Source organism: Mycoplasma sp. P36-A1 (genome assembly GCF_049478495.1).
Taxonomy (GTDB): domain Bacteria; phylum Bacillota_I; class Bacilli_A; order JAJDGJ01; family JAJDGJ01; genus P36-A1.
Genome location: NZ_CP168083.1, coordinates 1,221,307 through 1,240,935, shown reverse-complemented (window position 1 = coordinate 1,240,935; position 19,629 = coordinate 1,221,307). Strand labels below are relative to the sequence as shown.

The 19,629-nt window shown below is 23.5% G+C and carries 18 protein-coding genes; 13 read left to right on the top strand and 5 right to left on the bottom strand.

All coding sequences use genetic code 4. The features are described 5' to 3' along the window. Positions 1-673: 673 nt before the first annotated feature. The 3 genes from ACD762_RS05955 to ACD762_RS05945 all read right to left on the bottom strand — a co-directional run bounded on the left by ACD762_RS05955 (position 674) and on the right by ACD762_RS05945 (position 5,121). Positions 674-1,339, bottom strand: a complete 666-nt coding sequence (locus tag ACD762_RS05955) for an ATP-binding cassette domain-containing protein (RefSeq protein ID WP_423363080.1) — start codon at positions 1,337-1,339, stop codon at positions 674-676. Positions 1,340-2,460: 1,121 nt separating this feature from the next. Further along, positions 2,461-3,312, bottom strand: a complete 852-nt coding sequence (locus ACD762_RS05950; protein ID WP_423363079.1) for an arginase family protein — start codon at positions 3,310-3,312, stop codon at positions 2,461-2,463. A 528-nt stretch (positions 3,313-3,840) separates the two neighbouring features. Next, positions 3,841-5,121: an ISL3 family transposase gene (locus ACD762_RS05945; RefSeq protein ID WP_423363078.1), complete on the bottom strand. Its 1,281-nt coding sequence runs from the start codon at positions 5,119-5,121 to the stop codon at positions 3,841-3,843. A gap of 271 nt (positions 5,122-5,392) precedes the next feature. Here ACD762_RS05945 and ACD762_RS05940 point away from each other — a divergent pair, with 271 nt between their 5' ends. From ACD762_RS05940 to ACD762_RS05915, 6 genes are all read left to right on the top strand, one after another. Further along, positions 5,393-5,773 carry a VOC family protein gene (locus ACD762_RS05940; RefSeq protein ID WP_423363077.1) on the top strand — a complete coding sequence of 127 codons (381 nt, stop codon included), beginning with the start codon at positions 5,393-5,395 and terminating at the stop codon, positions 5,771-5,773. A 38-nt stretch (positions 5,774-5,811) separates the two neighbouring features. Beyond that, positions 5,812-6,243, top strand: a complete 432-nt coding sequence (locus ACD762_RS05935) for an SRPBCC family protein (protein ID WP_423363076.1) — start codon at positions 5,812-5,814, stop codon at positions 6,241-6,243. 2 nt (positions 6,244-6,245) lie between these two features. Continuing rightward, on the top strand, positions 6,246-6,665 hold the full coding sequence (locus ACD762_RS05930; protein ID WP_423363075.1) for a VOC family protein: 420 nt from the start codon (positions 6,246-6,248) through the stop codon (positions 6,663-6,665). A 125-nt stretch (positions 6,666-6,790) separates the two neighbouring features. Beyond that, positions 6,791-7,147, top strand: a complete 357-nt coding sequence (locus tag ACD762_RS05925) for an ArsR/SmtB family transcription factor (RefSeq protein ID WP_423363074.1) — start codon at positions 6,791-6,793, stop codon at positions 7,145-7,147. 8 nt (positions 7,148-7,155) lie between these two features. Then, positions 7,156-7,818, top strand: a complete 663-nt coding sequence (locus tag ACD762_RS05920; protein ID WP_423363073.1) for a nitroreductase family protein — start codon at positions 7,156-7,158, stop codon at positions 7,816-7,818. A gap of 95 nt (positions 7,819-7,913) precedes the next feature. Continuing rightward, positions 7,914-8,552, top strand: coding sequence for a CatA-like O-acetyltransferase (locus ACD762_RS05915; protein ID WP_423363072.1), 639 nt, complete (start codon positions 7,914-7,916; stop codon positions 8,550-8,552). 102 nt (positions 8,553-8,654) lie between these two features. Here the strand turns inward: ACD762_RS05915 and ACD762_RS05910 are convergent, their stop codons facing one another. Continuing rightward, complete coding sequence (locus tag ACD762_RS05910; RefSeq protein ID WP_423363071.1) at positions 8,655-9,953, bottom strand: GNAT family N-acetyltransferase; 1,299 nt, start codon at positions 9,951-9,953, stop codon at positions 8,655-8,657. A 141-nt stretch (positions 9,954-10,094) separates the two neighbouring features. Here ACD762_RS05910 and ACD762_RS05905 point away from each other — a divergent pair, with 141 nt between their 5' ends. Then, positions 10,095-10,370, top strand: a complete 276-nt coding sequence (locus ACD762_RS05905) for a hypothetical protein (protein ID WP_423363070.1) — start codon at positions 10,095-10,097, stop codon at positions 10,368-10,370. Positions 10,371-10,404: 34 nt separating this feature from the next. Here the strand turns inward: ACD762_RS05905 and ACD762_RS05900 are convergent, their stop codons facing one another. Next, positions 10,405-11,724, bottom strand: coding sequence for a YjiH family protein (locus ACD762_RS05900; protein WP_423363069.1), 1,320 nt, complete (start codon positions 11,722-11,724; stop codon positions 10,405-10,407). Between the two features lie 196 nt (positions 11,725-11,920). Between ACD762_RS05900 and ACD762_RS05895 the strand changes: the two genes are divergently transcribed. The 6 genes from ACD762_RS05895 (at position 11,921) to ACD762_RS05870 (ending at position 19,500) form a co-directional block, all read left to right on the top strand. After that, complete coding sequence (locus ACD762_RS05895) at positions 11,921-12,316, top strand: hypothetical protein (protein ID WP_423363068.1); 396 nt, start codon at positions 11,921-11,923, stop codon at positions 12,314-12,316. A 625-nt stretch (positions 12,317-12,941) separates the two neighbouring features. Continuing rightward, positions 12,942-14,162 carry a MucBP domain-containing protein gene (locus tag ACD762_RS05890; RefSeq protein ID WP_423363067.1) on the top strand — a complete coding sequence of 407 codons (1,221 nt, stop codon included), beginning with the start codon at positions 12,942-12,944 and terminating at the stop codon, positions 14,160-14,162. A 324-nt stretch (positions 14,163-14,486) separates the two neighbouring features. Then, positions 14,487-15,128 (top strand): hypothetical protein, encoded by a 642-nt coding sequence (locus ACD762_RS05885; RefSeq protein ID WP_423363066.1) that lies wholly within the window; start codon positions 14,487-14,489, stop codon positions 15,126-15,128. Between the two features lie 324 nt (positions 15,129-15,452). Further along, positions 15,453-17,147, top strand: a complete 1,695-nt coding sequence (locus tag ACD762_RS05880; RefSeq protein ID WP_423363065.1) for a DNA/RNA helicase domain-containing protein — start codon at positions 15,453-15,455, stop codon at positions 17,145-17,147. Then, complete coding sequence (locus ACD762_RS05875) at positions 17,147-17,482, top strand: nucleotide pyrophosphohydrolase (RefSeq protein WP_423363064.1); 336 nt, start codon at positions 17,147-17,149, stop codon at positions 17,480-17,482. Before ACD762_RS05880 ends, ACD762_RS05875 begins: the two co-directional genes overlap by 1 nt. 665 nt (positions 17,483-18,147) lie before the next feature. Beyond that, positions 18,148-19,500, top strand: a complete 1,353-nt coding sequence (locus tag ACD762_RS05870) for a MucBP domain-containing protein (protein WP_423363063.1) — start codon at positions 18,148-18,150, stop codon at positions 19,498-19,500. The last annotated feature ends 129 nt before the right edge of the window (positions 19,501-19,629 follow it).

Genomic DNA, 19,629 nt, shown 5'->3' with positions numbered 1-19,629 from the left:
GTCTAACATTTTAAAGATTAGTAATGATTTAATGTTTTTAACATAATTTAGACTTAGGTATTTTCTTTTATTATTAATCTTATATAAATGAATATATTCATCTTTTCCAGTACTAAATGCACTATTATACAATAATGATGATTTAAAAAGTAGTTGATAATCTAGATCTATAAAATTAGTAAAACTATATATTAGAAAATAAATAAATAAAAAGAGATAAATATTTGGATAAAAAAGAACCAAAGTAGAAAATGACACAATCATAATTTTTTTAGCTAAAGATGTTTTTATTGTAATACTACAAAAGCAGATAATTAAAAGTATTAAAAATAAAAAATATGATATATATGAGTCACAGAATATATTCATTTTATTTTGCAAGTGTATAAATACAAATGAATAAAAATAGATTTTTGTAATTATAAAAATACGTAACCATCGTTCACTTATAAGTTTTAATTGATATTGTAATACAGGTATTTTAACAGAAGGCAACTCGCTGTTTGCTAATGACAAAAAGACAAATAAAATGATCCCAAGTATTATTCGTTGAATATGTTCATTTATACTAATACTAGGAAATATGTTAAAACTAGCACTCAAAATAATAATAGAACATGTTATGAATACATATAAGCTTATTCTAGGAACTAGTTTTAAATAAAGTATTGTATTATTGTAAGATAGTCTGAATTTTATTGATTTCATCAGTGTCCTTTTTATCAATAATTTCAAGTCTACCATTTTTTAAGTGTAATATCACATCACATATTGATACTAATGATAAAATATCATGGCTTGAAATTATTATACTCCTTTGTTTATTTTTTAATTTATGAAAGATAGATTGTAAATTTTGAATTTCAATTAAATCTAAACCATTAAAAGGTTCATCAGCCAAAATATCATTATTTCTACAAACTAATCTTAAAGCAATATTAAATCTTTGAGAAGTACCAAGAGATAATTCATTTGGAAAATAATCACTATAGTCTACTAAATTAAAAATTTCTAATGTTTTGTTAATGTCTAAATCATTTAGTATTGTAAAAAGATTAAAATGTTCTTTAACAGTCAAATTTTTATAAAAAATCTTTTGATTATTTATGATGAGTAAGGGATTATTTAAAAAAGATTTTTTAGTGTAATCAACATTGTTAATCATTAATTCACCTTCTATTATTTTATTATTACCATTTAAACATTCTAGAAATGTTGTTTTACCAATACCATTACGACCAATAAGGCCATATATATTGTTATTGTAAAATGAAAAGTTTATATTCTCTAGAATTTTTTTATTACCATATGAAAAACTCAGGTTCTTAATTACAATCATATTTATTCCTCCATTTTTTATTATATTATACATTATATATAATTATAATAATATAATATTTTTTGATATAAATGAACAAGAAGATTTATTTAAAGTAATTATTACATAAATTTAAATATAAATATCTGATTTAAGAGCTATATTTAACACTATAGTAATGTTTTCATTATTGTTTTAAATATCTTGTACGTATATAAATGATTAACTATTCGACTTAATAAAAATTTAAAATAGAACAAACTAATGATAATAATATAAATAGAAGATACAAAAGCACAATAAATGGTGCTAACTAGTAAGTTAATATATAAATAAATATTTTAATTATATTATAAATACAAATACATATAATAGACACCTGGTTGTAAGCAGATACAATGCAATATTAAAAGATGTTTGTTATACTAGAGTTAATTAGAAATACATAATTGTAACCTAATTAATAGATAGAAATATCTAATTGAAGTTTAGATATATTAATTGAATAGATCTAATCTTCTAAAGCTTAAGTGAAAAAGCTTTTGCTAAAGAACTCTTGTATCTTAATTTATAATTAAGATATAAGACTCTCAATCTTAGTATAATATTAATCTTTAAATTTATATGGAAAAACAATACATATAAAGCACACATAGCTAAGAGCACATGAAATGCAATTAAAAAAGATGTTTGTTATACTAAAGGCAATTAGAAATGCAGTGATGTATTCTGATTAAAAGATAGGAATATCTTATTAAAAGTAGATAGATGAATGCTTTGCAAAGATCTAAATACTTTACAAAGTTTAACTGAAAAATAAACTTTGTAGAAGAGTTATAGTATCTTAATTTTAATTAAGATACTTAACTTCTTCTAATCTAAATATAACATTACACTTAAAGAATACATGGACAAGTAGTACATGTAATCATGTTTAAAGCAATTAATAAGATGTTTGTTATATTGGTATAATTAGTAATACAGAAATGTAAACTAATTAAGAGATAGGAATATCTTAAAGAAGTAAATAGATGAATGTATAGCATAGATCTAAATACTTCTAAAGTTCAAATGAAAGTTTGAGCTTTCAAAAAAAGAGTCAAAGTATCTTAATTTAAATTAAGATACTAGACTCTTTTTTGTTACTCTTTAAGAATAGGAATATTGCTTAGAAAATCATGTAAATTAATATCATCCCAAGGTAAATGTTCAGCTATTGTTAAACCAACTACTTCAACATTATTAGAAACATCAGTTAAAATTCTTGATGCAGTGTTAAATGACATAGTACCTTTTGCAGCTTCTATTACTTCATTATTAGGATTTGCAAATAATAATGATCTAAAAGATAATGGATCTATAACATCTAAATCAAAATGGATTGCTAAATGTTCTATATTTTTTTCTTTAATCCAGTTGAGTATTATATCACTGTTATTAACAAGTTCTTTTGTTGTAACTATTTTTAAATCATGTTTAGTTACTATTTCTTTTTCTTCAGTAGTCATTTCTTCTAGTCCAGCATATAATACTAATTTAGAATCAAGCTTTTGTTCAACTAAGTTAGAAAATTTAGGATCACCAATTCCTAATAAATTAGCTAAAACCATTGCATGTTCATGCTCAAACATATTAGGATTAGAAATATCTGGATGGGCATCTAAAAAAAGAACTCCTAACTTATTATTATATCTTTTGTTTAAATAAGCAAATGGTGCTTGTGAAACTAAACAATCACCTCCTAAAGTTACAATATGATCTGGTTTATACTTATTAATAATATCTGTTGTTTGATCAAGTTGTTTTAATAATATGTCTTGGGCAACAACCTTATTATTAACTTTCAAATTATCATTGTCTGTATCAATAGGTACTTGTATTTCAAATGCATCTTTTGCTTTAGGTGCTAAAAAAGCTAATATTTGGGCTCCTAAATAATAATTTTTATTATTACCACCTTGCCATTGAGGCATTAATAATCTTAAATTTTTCATCAACATCAACCTAGTATATATATTTGATCTATAGAATAGACAATTATATAGACATTTTCCTTTCTATATTTATACAAACATAATACCATTTAGCTGAATGATAATACAATTATAGTAATTTAATTTGTTAATGGTATTACAATTAGTTATACACCTAAAGTTCATATCAATATAAGCATTTGAATAGTCAAAGATAAAGTCATTTGTTATACTAGAGTTAATTAGAAATACATGAATTTGTAATTCTAATTAAAGATAGAAGTATCTTGAATAGAAGTAGATAGATGAATGCTTCACATAGATCTAAATACTTCAAAAAAGTTTGAATGAAAGTTTAGACTTTAAGAAGAGTCAAAGTATCTTAATTTATAATGGCTCTTTGTCAAATAGGGTGGAATTTTACAATTTGATATATGAGTTAGAACAGGATATAACGGCTCTTTGTCAAATAGGGTGGAATTTTACAATTTGATATATGAGTTAGTACAGGATATAACAGAAATGTTGTATCCTTTTTTTATGATTTTTCTATACAATTAATAATTCTTGTATCATTATTCTAGTTTTTAATCTTTCAAATCTTCTAAACCCGCAAGATATTGTTTTTAACTTCTTGAATTTAGATATTGTACCTTCTATTATTCCATTATTATACTCAACATCGAAACTATCTTTAATATATTCATAATACTTAATAAAGGTAGATATACAAGTTTTAATTTTATCTGAAGCTAATTTATTAGGCTGATCAATTGTTTTCTTAAACATTTCCATATTATTGTATTTTAAAGAAAATAGTAAATCTTGATATATTTCATAATTATTTTTAAAGTCCTCATTATTCTCGATTAAATAATTTAGAATTGCTTTATTGTTTGTAAACTTATAATTAAAGGTTGCATGCTTAAACATCACTTCTGAAAGATTCTCTTTTAACTGTAATATAGGTTTCCAAAAATTTTTGAACTTATTTCTGTTTTTTTCATCTGCATTCATAATTGCAACTCTAGTTTTATTAAAGGCTCTAGTTAAATTCTGATAAATATGAAATCTATCTAATATTATTTTAGCATTAGTAAAGACATTTTTAATGATTTCAATATAAGGTGTATACATATCAATTACAATATATTCAACATTATCAATAGCTTCTTTTGTATAGTAGCTAAAATAGTTCTCTAAGTAAGCTTTTTGTCTGTTTTCTACGATATCTAGTAGCTTTCTTTTTTCACCATCCATAATAACAAAGGACATATTGCCATCAGCATCTTTAGTAGATTTAAACTCATCAAAATGAAGTACTTTTGGTAAATAGGATTTAATAGTAGTAGATTTAGCAGCCTCTGCATAAGTATCTAATACTCTAAAAACAGAATGTGTAGATACATTATGATCTTTAGCAATATAAGTACAAGTAAGCATATCAGTTAATTTAAGAGCAATAAGATATTTAACTTTATTAGAAATAAAACATCCAGGATTAGTTAGGGTATTAGCAGGAATAAAAGTTTTATTACATTCCATACATTTGTAACGAGTTTTAGTAAGCTTTAAATAAGCATCAAAACCAGAAACCATAGGTAATTTAATAAGAGATACTTTTTTATTATGTACATAAAATTTATTATGAACTTTATTACATTTAGGACAAACATTATCATTAAAAAATAGAATTCCATAAAAAACTTTAGAAATATTATCTTTAATTTTTTCATCTTGAAATTTATATATGTTAATATTGGAGTCATTAATTCCAATAATTTCTTTTAATTCTTTATTGTTTTTATTAATTATGTTATTATTAATCATGACATTTATCTCCTTAATTTAGTTTTGTCGCTTAAATTATAACAAAGATAAATGTCTTTTTCTTTATATTAACAATTTAAGGGTGGATAACATTTCAAGTAATACTTGAATTTGTTATTCCACCCTATAAATTATAGAACCTTTATAATTAAGATACTAGACTCTTTTTATTTTAATGTAAACAATAATTATGTATAAGTTATATATGAAATGCATGAAAATTGTGTAACTTGTAATTTTTGATATGATATACAAAAGGAGCGTGGAATGAATGCAAAAACCAATCTGTTTTATCTCAACAGCAGAACATGTTAAACAACAAATGGAATTATATGAAAGTATACTTCCTAATACTAAAATTACTCAAATAGAATATTATCCTGATTTTCCAGATAGAGTGTTAAATGGTCAGATGGATATTAATGGATTAACTGTTTATTTTTTAGAAATGGGCGCGGAAAATCCAGTAACTATAGGTTGGAATATTAACTTATATTGTAAGATGAATAGTGTAGAGGAATTTGATAGAATCTTTGAAGAATTATCTAAAGGTGGAACAATAATGATGGGACCTCAAGCTATTGAAAATTTCATAAAGGTAGTATGGTTTACTGATATATATGGTCTTACTTGGCAATTCAGTGTTGAATAATAAAATATCTTAAAATAATTAATAAATGGAGGAATAATATGAAAAGAATACATAAAGAAATTATACTTATAAGTGCACCTGAAATAATATGGAATGTACTTACAGAAAAAACAAATTATGAAAAGTGGACTAGTATTTTTGCACCTTCATCAACTTTTATAGGTGAGATGAAGTTAAATGAGCAATTAATCTTTACTAATGGACAAGGGTCTGGTTTAGTAGCTAAGGTAACAGAGTTTGCACCATATAAAAAAATAGTCTTTAGTTTTATTGGAGAGTTAGAAAATAATGAAGTAGTAACAAAAGATTATTATAATGGTGTAGTTGAAGAATATACTATTATCCAACAACAAGATAAATGCTTATTACAAGTTGATATTGATATTTTAGATTTATACTTTGAAGATATGAACAAAATGTGGGATCAAGCAATTATCAAAATAAAAGAGTTAGTAGAAGGAGAAAACTAAAAATGGAAGCAGGATTATATATTAATTTTAAGAATAGTAGTGCAGAAGCAATGAAATTTTATGAGGGAGTGTTTAATACTAAAATTGAAAATTCAATGAGTTATGGTCAAATGCCAGAAGACGATGATTTTAAAATAGATGATTCTATTAAAGATTTGATTTTAAATGCTTCTATGACAATACATGAAATGAATATTATGTTTTCGGATGTAGTTGATGGAATGTCAATGCCATTAGTAATTGGAAACAATATCACTATTGTTATTAATACTAAAGATGAGCAAAAATTAAGAAATGAATTTAAATTGTTAGCAGAGGGTGGTAATGTTACTATGCCTTTAGAAAAAACATTCTGGTCTGAATTATATGGCTATGTTATTGATAAGTATGGAATTGGATGGCAATTTAATTTAGCAAAATAACAAACAGGCTTAGGCCTGTTTTTATAATAAACACATTTTAATGAACTACATTTTCTTTACCATTAAACTATAATAAATAAAATATAGTATAATGGTTTAAGTGATTAAACAAAAGGACTGATTATATGGATATTGATAAAGAAGTAGATTTTTTAAGTGCTCAGTTTAAAAAATCTCAAGAGATTTTGATAGCTTTAGGTGATGAAACAAGGCAACATTTAATTTTAGAAATGATGAAAACCAAACAATGTAATGGCTTAAGAGTAGTGGAAATTGCAGCCTTTACTAATTTATCAAGACCTGCAGTGTCTCATCATTTACAAATATTAAAAAAAGCAGGAGTAGTAAAAATGAGAAGAGAAGGAACTAAAAATTATTACTACTTTGATACAGATTTAAACAGTATTAATAATCTTATACAATTATTAGAACAAACAAAAAAATTAATGTTACAACTACCAAATCGTAACATGGAAATGTAGGAAAAAAGATGGAATTATTAGAAATAATGAAACAAAGACATAGTGTTAGAGCATATACTGATAAAGTAATACCAACAGACATAAAGGATTCTTTAGTAAAACTAGCTACAAGATGTAATGAAGAAAGTGGTTTGGCAATTCAAGTAATATTTAATGATAGTAAAACATTCACTGGGATGTTAGCAAGTTATGGAAAATTTGATAATGTAAATAATTATGTAGCAATAGTAGCTAAAAAAACCAAACAAAACCTTATTAAAGCAGGTTATTATGGTGAAAAAATAGTTTTAAAAGCACAAGAATTAGGTTTAAATACTTGCTGGGTTGTTTCAACTTACAACAAAAAGAATGTTAAAGCTATTATAAATGATAATGAAAAACTAATTTGTGTAATAGCATTAGGATATGGAATCAACAATGGAAATGCTAGTAAATCAAAAAATATAGAACAGGTAAGTAATTATACAAAAGATATGCCTGTTTGGTTTAAACAAGGAATAGAAGCAGCATTACTTGCACCAACAGCTATAAATCAACAAAAATTTTATTTTGAATATAATAATGATAAAGTTAGTTTGAAAACTAAATTAGGAGTATCAACAGCAATAGACTTAGGTATTGTTAAATATCATTTTGAAGTAATAAGTAATAAAGAAGTAGAAATAATATAAGATAGTATCTAACTTATAAAAATAGCTTCCTTAAAAGTGCTATAATATACATGAAGTAATTTAGAGCACTTTTATTATAGACAAGGAGCAATAGTATGGATGGAAAAGAAATAGATTTAAATAAATGGGATCGCAAAGACCACTTTGAAGGCTATTTAAAGATGGCTAATCCCTGTTATGGTATTAATGTAAGAATAGATGTAACTAAATTAGTAAAAAGATGTAAAGAAAATAAAGAATCATTTTTTATTAATATGTTATATATATGTAGTAATGAAATGATGAAAATAGAAGAATTTAAAATGCGTATTGTAGATAATAAGCCTTATATATACAACAATTATCAAGTAAGTTTTTCAATAATGAATGATTATGGTTATTATGTAATAAGAGAAGTAGATTTAAATGAATATCAAACTTTTTATAATGATAGTAAAAAAATATTAGAAGTATCGAAAAAAGAAAAATCATTGCATATTAAAAATTATGATTATAATGTAAATAATATGTTTTATTTTTCAAGTGTGCCATGGATTGATTTTGAAGGATTATCTCAACCATTTGCTGGTGATGTAATGCAAGATTCAATCCCAAAAGTTGGCTGGGGAAAATATGTTAAAGAAAATGATAAATACAAAATGACATTACATTTAACAGTTAATCATGCTTTAGTAGATGGAAAACCATTATCAGACTTAATTTTAAATATACAAGAAGAAATAAATAAACTATAAATAATAAAGTATATTAACAACAATAAAAAAATACAACATTAAATTTCATGTTGTATTTTTTTAGTACTTATAGATATTTTATAGACAATAAAAGTATTGTTGTTAAAAATCAGAATTACATCTTGGTTTAAATGGAGTATAAAAAGCAAGATCTAATATATTTAAGTATGCTAGATTATCAATTTCTAATAAACCAAGTCGATATAAACCTAGAACAGAAGTACTACCAATAAATAAGGCACTAAAATATGCAATATTCATTTTTATAGTTACATTATAATCACTAGCATCTACAATAATATTACCACTTTCTAAGTTAATGATACATTCAGTAAAGTTGTTAGATTCATCAACAACTATTATTTTAAAATTTACATTAACATTGTTGTAGTTACGATAATTATATAATTTGAAACAGTGTTTAACATCTAATATTTTATACATTGGTCCAATGTATTGAGTATTTGTTTCTAAAAAGCCATAATCTGTATAATTGTTAGTATCATTTAAACAATTATCAAAGACATAGGCAAAGTTATCATCTAAAGTATTAATAATAACTAAGTTAACTTGATCATCTTGTTTTTTAATAAAACCAAGCAATTTTTCAAATGCTGTAATATTAGTATAGTTAAACTCCTTAATAAACATATTATTAATAGTATAGTTACCATCTTTACCATTCTCAAATTCATAAATAAAATAGCCATCAATTTTATCTTCTTCATTATAATTTGCAACTATTTTAATATCACTATTATTTTCAATATCATATATTTCATCAACCATTCGATTAAACATACCATGAGTTTGCTTAACTACTTTATCATGAAATGCTAGTAGTTCATCTACTTGCGATTTACAAGTAATAAATCTTATATCAGCTTCATTTGAATCAATTGGAAAATCAGTTGCTTTAATTTTGTATTGGTTTAACTTAGTACCTAAACCATAACCCATTTTCTTATAAAATTTAGGATTAAATGGTAATAAAGATACAATGGGAATTCCTAAATTATTAAAATATTGTTCATAAAACAATATCAATTCTCTAGCAACTTTTTGTTTTTTAAACATTAGATCAACTGCAACAGAAGCAACACCACCAGCTTTAACTATTACATTGAACAAGTTCATCTCAAAAGTAATAATACGCATAGCACCAATTAAAACATCATCATCAAACATTCCAAAGTATTTAGAAGTAGGATCATTAAATCTGATTCTTATAAGTTCTTTAAACTTCTCTTTACCTTCAAAAGAATTATCCTTAAAACTAGGATAAGAATTATAAGCAAGCTCTACATAATCATTCAAATCTCTATCTAAAGACATCTCTTTAATCTCTCTCATACCAACACCAACTTTCTTTATACTAATTATACCTAAACTATATTTCAAAAGATAATAATATATAAAAGAATTATCTTTTATATAAATTTAATTAATTATGAAAATATTTCACATAAAATATAAAATTTTAGAACATTATTGTAAAAATATGTTACAATTAACCTATAGTTAACAAAAAAGGGTGATATTATGAACGAAAAAGAAATTAAAAGCTTTGTTCTTAAAATGGGTTTATTTAATGCTTATCTTCTAGTATGGCTTTTAATTATACTATTTTATTATGAGCTAAAACTCAATCTAATTATTATTAATATGACATTATTTACATTAATTTCATTTACACATATTTTATATATTTATTTCTATAAAATAAAAAAACAAAGCAAGATAGATGTAGAACAAGAAGAAGCTGAATTAAATTGATTTATAATCAATTATTCAGCTTTTTTTATTTTTATGATTTAAGCACATCTTTAGAATAAAATTACTTTATAAATAATTAACCAAACACATTAAAGAAAGATAATGCTTGAAAAAGAATGAAAGAACAAATAATTGTAATAATAGCTCTTTCAATATATATAATAATCATGTGAGAAAACTTAATAGGTATTTTAGTACCTAAAATACAAGGCATCGTTCCTGATAAAAATAGTATAGTTGAAATAGATGTAACAGCAATAATAAATCTTATTTGTAAAGATACATTAGCAACACTACTTAATAAAGTTACTGGTAAAAACATTTCAACAAAACCAACAGCTACAGCTTTACCTGCTAATACAGCTTCATTTGGACTTATTAAATAAAAGAATGGATAGAAGATATAACCTAATATATCAAATATTGGTGTATTATTGGCAACAATAACACCAATAGTACCTACTGATAATAAACTTGGAATAACTACCAATGCCATTTTTATTGCTTCTTTAAAGTTAGTTGTCATAGAAGATACAAATGAAGGAGCATTTAAAGCTGTTTCTTTTGCTTCTAATAAAGCATGTTTAAAGATATTACCTTTATACTCAATTTCTGGTTTACCTTTTTGTTTTTCATAATATTCATTAGGTATCGTTTTTAAAGGTCTAATTCTAACAACAACAAAAGTAGTGAAGAATGTAATAAACAGTGTAGACCAAAAGAAAGTTAACCAGTGATCACCTAATTCTGCTGTGTCCTTGACAATAATCATAAAAGTAACAGATACTGTTGAAAAACCAGTAGCTATAATAGAAGCTTCTTTAGCGGTATACTTACCAACTTGATATAGTCTACTAGTAATTAGAAGACCTAAAGCATAGCTACCAACAAAAGAGGCTACAGCATCAATTGCACTTTTACCAGGTGTTTTAAAAATAGGTCTTATGAAAGGTCTAACTAACACTCCAACAAACTCTAATAGCCCATAACTTAAAATAAAAGATAAAAATACTGAACCAATTGGAATATACAAACTAACAGGTAAAGCAAGTTTATCAAAGAAATAGGGAAGTGTATCTGGATTAGTAATAAACTCAGGACCAAAATTAAAAAAATACATTGCAGCAAAAGGAATTGCAAGCAAACTTAGAATAGAAAAGACTAAAGAAATAGTGCTTTTATTATAGGTTTGTTTTATAAAAGGTAACAAAGCACCAATTATTATTATAATTAAAGTATATATTTTACATATATCAATAAAATTTCCTTGAATAAACTTAATTAAATGTTCTAAAGGAATTTGTGTTTTACCACCAATATTAACTTCAACAAAAAAGATTATAATACCAATAAAACTTAAAACGACTGCTTGAAACAACTTCAAATTCTTACTCATTATAAATACCTCCTTTTTAAATTGTGTCTAATTTTAGCACATCTATATCTAATGTCAAAGATAATAATAATTTATATATCAATAATTAATAATAATATTACAAAACTATTAACAATTAACAATTTCATAGCTAAAAAGCGATATACCTAAAAATAATATGATAGAATAAAGAAAAATTAAGAAGGAAGGTTACATAATGAACATTAGAGCAACTTCAATAGATGACTTAATTAATAAGTCATTAGATCATAAACAATTAATGATTAATTTAGATAGATTAATAACAGAAACACTACCACAATTAGAACGTTATTTTTTTGATATGAAAAGTATGAGTGCTATAGCCTATGGAAGAACAATAATAAAAGCTAAAACCTATGAAAAAGAATATCCATTAATAGCCTTAGCACCACAAAAAAATACAGTAAATATCTATGTACAAGGTGAAAAAGATGGAATACCAATAATAGAGTACTATCAAGGTAAAGTAGGTAAAACGACTGCAGGTAAAACTTGTTTAAGAATAAAAAGTTTTGAAAAACTTGAATTGCCAATGTTTAAACAATTTTTAATAGATGCTGCAAAACAATAGTACTTAAATTCAATATTGATTTATAAAAAATACCGCTATTTTATTAATAAAGGTATTTTTTTTATACAATAACAAGTGACTAATAATAACTAATCTAATGCAAGACAAGTTGAAAACACAAAAAGCACAATGGATTAACACTTTAATAACTAACATGTTAAAATTTAAGATAATATGCTATTAAATTAATAAAATATAAATATAATACAAAAAAGATAAATTATTAATGAAATATTATGAAAGTTTAATAAAGTTAACAAGTTATTTTTAGTAATTAAAAGAAACTAAAATATTATCTTTAGTAAACAATTAAACAATCGTAAATTTTTAATCTAAGAAAATCCTTATTATATGTAAAAACTTAATCTATAAAAAGAAAAAGGAAACATATCCAATTTAAAAAAGTTTATTTTAGCAACAATCACAATAACTAAAATTAGTAATAATGTATTTTAGTAGTTTATTATTACTGTAATTTATATAAAATGGATAACTACAATTTAATTGTTATAAATTAATCATTAGATAATTTAAAGATCTTTAAGAATATTTACATGAATTTATATAGATATATAATAGAGATAAATATCAAATTAAAAATAGAATAATAGGAGGAAGAAGAAATATGAAAAAAATTAAAAGAATATTGTTTAGTATAGCCTTATTATTTGCTTTGGTTCAAGCAAATAATTCAATACTAGCTCAAGAAAGTACTGATCAGGAATTCAGTTACACAGTGAATTATTTAGACAAGTCAGATAATGCAGCAATCATACCAGCAGATACCTTTAAAAGTGATCCAACAAAAGATGAGTGGAGTGCAAATCCATTCGAAATAAGCGGATATGAATACATCTCATCTAATGGGCAAGACAACATGATACAAGATGAGGATAATGCAACAATTACTATTAATTACTATTACAATAGGGTTAGTGATGCTAAAGCTATAAAAGGTAAAGAATTAAAAGCAAGAGTAATAGCTAGATATGTAGATGTTACTACAAAAAAAGATATACAAAAATATGATGCAATTAGTATAGATGGCTTAGATTACAACTGGCCTAGTATGCCAATTGATGGTTATACTTTCTTAAAAACAATTGGTGAGCCAGAAGATAAATTTAAAATAGGGACAACAACTATTACTCACTATTATGTAAAAGATAATGTAGATTATGATAATATCTATACTGTTAATTATATAGATAATGATACAAAAGAAAAAATTGTAGAATCAGATGTCTATATTGCAAAGGATAAAGATAAATGGCAAGCTAATCCATATGAAATAACAGGTTATAAATATATAGAAGCAAACGGTATGAAAAATGTTAGTAAAAAAGATAATAATATAACAGTAAATTATTACTATAAAAAAAGTTCAGAAGAAACACCAGAAAAAAAACAAGAATTAAAAGCAAACTTACTAATAGAATATAAAGATGTAGATACAAATAAAATATTAGATAAAATAGAAGAAACAACTATAAGTGGAATAAAATACACTGCAATAGCAAAAGAATTTAAAGATTATAAGTTAGTTAAAACAGACGGTGAAGAAACAGGAATATTTAAAATAGGAACAACAAAAGTTACTTATTATTATGAAAATAAGAATAAACCTATAATAGATGAAGGAAAAATAGAAAAAGATCCAATAAAAGATACTAAACAAACTAAAGTTACAAAACCAGAAAGTAAAAAAATAACAAAAAATGAAAAAGAAAAAAAACAAGCATTACCACAAACTGGTAGTAATTACTTGTTATTAACAATCACTACAATTGTAGTCTTAACTATAACTGTAGCTACTAAAAGAGTAATAACTAAAGAAAATAACTAATCAAAACATACATTAAAAGATGAAATTTTTCATCTTTTTTTTTTGAAAAAATTATCTTTATAAAAAATTATTTATAAAACTCAACCTACAAAGTAGCTAAAAATATAAGAAATAATACTATAAATAAAAAAGTAAAGTAAATAATTTAAAATATTTTTTTGATAACACGATTAGTGTAAGGTAATTTAGTATCATATAAATAAGAAATATGTATGTAAAGATAGTATTTATGTATAATCGATAATTAAGAAAGGAAACAATAATTTTATCTAAATAAATTAAAAAATTTAAAATAATATAAAAATAAGAAAGTAGGAAATGAATATGTCAAAAGTATATGTAGCAGTAATAAATGCTAAAACAGGAGAATTAGTAGAGGCGGATTTAATTCAATGTTTTCTTCGTAGAAAAGAGAATGCTTCAACAAGAACACATCTAAAAAAAGGTTATAACATGATATCAAATAAAGAAAGTAAAGGAGCTACACTTCCTGTAGGGTTTATTGAATTAGATGAAATAAATAATATGCCATCTTATTTAGAAGAATTTTTAAAAGAAAATGAAAACTATGATGACTACGCTATGGAAATGGAAAAAGAAGAATTTGAAGAATTAATAAATATTCCTGATTTAAGTGAAACAGAGGGATATTTATATATGTATATTTCAACAATACAAGGTAATCCTATAAAAAAAATACCATTATCAGAATTAAAAAATTCTAACAAATATAAAGCAACTTATGAAGAATTCTATAGAAGTATATTATATATTTTTCCGAATAATGAAATAAAATACAAAAATCAATTTGGATATACAGGTGCTTGTGTCGTTTTAACTGCTAATGAAACAGATTTTATAGAAAATAATTTAATAAATCAATTTAAAATAGAAGAAGAAAAGCTAGAAGATTATATTTATAAAATATCTTCAGAAGATTTACAATATTTAATGGAGAATAATTAGATTAACTTTTAAATATGTATAGAATATTATTACTTTTTCATTTAAATGTTGTTATAATTTTTTAAAAAAATATACTAGTCACTAGATATATTAAAAATAATTTTTAAATTTGATTTTGTTAATTTGAAATATGATATAATTTTATATATAAATACATATATTAAAGCAACTACTAAATATAGTAAGCATTTATTATTGCTTAATATTAATGCTTAATTCAAATACTAAAAAAATTGTTATATATATCATAAATGAAAATTGTGAAAAGGAGAAGTATGATATCTTATTATGTATAGTGTAAATAAATATCATACAATAATAGCAATGGACAATTTTAAAGAATTTAATATTAACAAATTTGATTTTAATCTTGATTCATTAGACACTCAACAGCATAATCTATCAATAAAATATACTAACAACTATCCAATGTTATATTTACTAACAAATAATAAAGAGATATACATAGGAGAAAGTGCTAACATTAAACAAAGATTAAAAACACATTTAAATACCAAAGAAAAAGGAAGTTTCAAAGAAATATTCACTATATCTAACGAAGAATTCAACAAATCTGCAGCCTTACATTATGAATCAATGTTAATAGAATATGCAATTGCTGATGATAAATATGCTACAATAACTAATTCAAATTATGGCCAAAGCCATAACTATTATCAAAGAGAAGTATATGCAGAAGCATTTGAAGATCTTTGGAATATTTTGTATAAAAAAAAGATATTTAATCAAGAATATACTAAAATTCAAGAAAGTGAACTATTTAAATTTTCACCATATAAATCACTTAATGAAGAACAAAGTAACTTATCAAATGAAATATTTTCAGTTGTTGAAAATGCTATAACAAATAATAGAAAAACTGTAATATGTGTTTCAGGATTAGCGGGTACAGGTAAATCTATATTAGCATTAAATATAGTTAGAATATTATCAGAATATATGCATGATGATGGAATAATCTTAGAAGACAAGTGTTTATCAGAAAATATAATAGAGAATAATGATGTAAAACTAGTAGTACCAAATAATAATCTTTTAAAAACATATAAGAATCTTTTTAGTAAGGTTAGTATTCTAAACAAAAAAGATGTAGTAAGTCCAACAGATTTCGCAAAAAATTATTCAAAAATTATAATTGTAGATGAAGCTCATAGACTCAAAAAAAGATATGCCATAACAAACTATTTATCTCATGATAATACCAATAGAAAGCTAAATCTAGGTAAAGAAGGTACTCAATTAGATTGGATAATGAATAATTCACTAGTTCAGATATTCTTTTATGATAGTAAACAAAGTGTGCTGCCATCAGATGTTGATAACATAGATTTTGAACAATTATTTTCAAAACAATATAATGAATTAGATTTTGATGTCCACAAATTTGAAATAAGATCACAAATGAGAGTAAAAGCTGGCCAAGAATATAGTATATATATAGATAATATATTAAGTAATAACAATCCTTCATATAAAGAATTTGATAATTATGAATTTAAAATCATTGATGATTTTAAAACTTTTGTAGAAGTTATCAAAGATAAAAATAAAAAATTTGGTATTTCAAGAATAATTAGTGGATATGCTTTTAAATGGAAGTCAAAAAAACCTGATATTCCAGATATTGAAATAGATGGAATAAAACTTTATTGGAATAAAGAAGTAAAGAAAATAAGTTGGTTAGATAGAGAAAGTTCTATAGAAGAAGTTGGATCTATACATACAATACAAGGATTTGATCTAAATTATACAGGTTTAATAATAGGTAATGATTTAAAATATGATCCAGTCAATAAAAAGCTAATAGCAGATAAAAATAATTATTATGATAGTAAAGGAAAAATGGGAGTCAATAATGACAAATTACTAGAATACATAATTAATATATATCAAACTCTTTTAACAAGAGGTGTATATGGAACTTACTTGTATATATGTGACAAAAACTTAAAAGAATATTTAAAGCAATATATAGAAACGTATAAGGGGAGTATATAATGAGTGATATTAGCAATATAACTGAAACAATAAATAAATTTAGAAATGATAGGAATTGGAGACAGTTTCATAATGAAAAAGATTTAGCATTATCTATATCATTAGAAGCAGCTGAACTTCTAGAAAAATTCCAATGGAAAAATAGTGAACAAGCTGTTTTAGAAGATTTAGAAGGAATAAAAGATGAATTAGCTGATGTATTAATATACTGTATAATGTTTGCTGATAATTTAGATCTAGATATAGAGACAATAATAAGAAATAAAGTAATAAAAAATAATGAGAAGTATCCAATAGAACTATTTAAAGATAGTAACAAAAAATATAATAAGTAATCATAAAAGAAGTTAGTGTTCTGAATAAAGAATGATAACTTCTTTTTTATATATACAATATACTAAAAATACCAACATAATAAAAAAATGCAATTCTAGTATTTAAATTTATTATAACTTGAGCATAAAAAACATAAACTCCTTACAAAATATTAATTAAAAGCATAATCACCTATAATTATTATGTTGTGTTTATACTTTTATGAAATAATTTTTAAATTAAAATAAAGATAAACAATAAAAATTAAAAATAAGTAATCATATTAGTAAATATTTTGTTGCTATAGAGTACTATTATAATTGTAGATAAACAATGGATATAAAAAACATTTGTAGAAAATACTTTATAAATGCAAATTAATTTTATACAACATAATTGTAAATATGGTAAAAGTTGAAATCGCATACTATAATCGTTATAGATTACAATTTAATACATTTTATAGGATATTTATAATAATAACTTATAGAAAATACCAACTATAATTCATAAACGTTATAAGTTAATTAGTTGATAGTATTAATATAATTAACAGAATTCCTAATATAAGTATACTGATATATAATAGCTTTAAAGATATTTAAAGCAATTTTAAAGACAATAAATAGCACTAATTGTCTAATAATCTTTACTTAAATACTAAAAATAATAGGAGGCTATAATAATGAAAAAATTAAAAAAAGCACTATTTTTTGTAATACTACTAAGTGGTATACTCATACAAACGAATAATGGTGTAAAAGCAGAGGAAAAAAATTACTTTTTTGATGAATGTAAGAATGATCCAAAAGCGCATTGTAATGATTATACAGTCAATTACATAGATGTAGATACTAAGGAAAAAATAATACCATCAGATGTATATAATTTAAGAGTAGGCTTTCTTAGATATTTGGGATATGACAAAAATGGAAATGCCGTTACTTCAAAAGATAATTTAAGTAAACTTGTTGCAGATTATTTAGTAAAACCATTTAATATTAGTGGTTATAAATATATAACTTTTGCAAACACTGGTACAAATGTATCTATAGAATTGAATAAGAGATTTGATGTTAATTTTATGTATAAGAAAGTAAGTGATGAAACTCCTAAGAAGGGAGAAGCAATACTTGCAAAATTATTAGTAAGAGGTATAGATATTGAAACACAAGAAATTATTTTTGAAACTTCAGGTAACAATGCAGATGGAAGTAATGGAGATTTAAAACATCAATTAGCTGATAGTAATGATCAATTAGCACAAAAGTTGTTAAAAAATTATACTTATGTCAAAACAATAGGTTTAGATGGACCTGTAGTATATGAAGCAGGTAAAACATATACTACATTCCATTACTATATAAAAGATACTGAAAAACAAAAAATCATATATACAGTTAACTATATGGATGAAAAGTATAAAGATGATCCTACTAATGAAGAAGTATTAGCTCATTCAGATGTTTTTAATGAAGATGTTGATTTTAGAAATACAGTTAAACCAGTAGATATTGAGAATTATGAATACAAAGATATAAAAGGTATGAAAACAATTACTGGAAAAGGTAATAATGTAATAATAAACCTATATTATTCTAAAGTAGAAAAGAAAGAAGCAAGTATAGCTCAAGCAACAACAGGTAAACTATTAATTCAATATATAGATAAAGACAGTAAAAAAGTACTTAGCAAAAAAGAAAAAACAGCTGAAGTTGGTACTAAATATCAAGAAAAAGCTAAAGCTATTAAAAACTATAAACTAGTAAAAACTACTGGTAAAGAAAAAGGTAGTTATCAAGAAGGTATTACTAAACTAACTTATTACTATCAAAAGATTAAAAGTAGTAATTTATCATCAAATAGTAATTCAAATAAAAAAGTAAACAATACTACAAGTAATAAAACATCAAATACAACAACTAAAGATTCAACACTACCAAAAACTGGTACAAGCTATCTTTATATTTCAATAGTAACAATAACATTACTATCTATTGCAGTATTACTTAAAAAAGTAGTAATATCAAAACAATAATATTATTAAACAGTAAATTTATAATTGAATTTACTGTTTTTTTAAACTCATATAAAAAACAAAATAATTAAATAATTATTTAATAAAGAAGTTCTAAAATAAGAGTCATAATAAATAAGATAAGTGAGC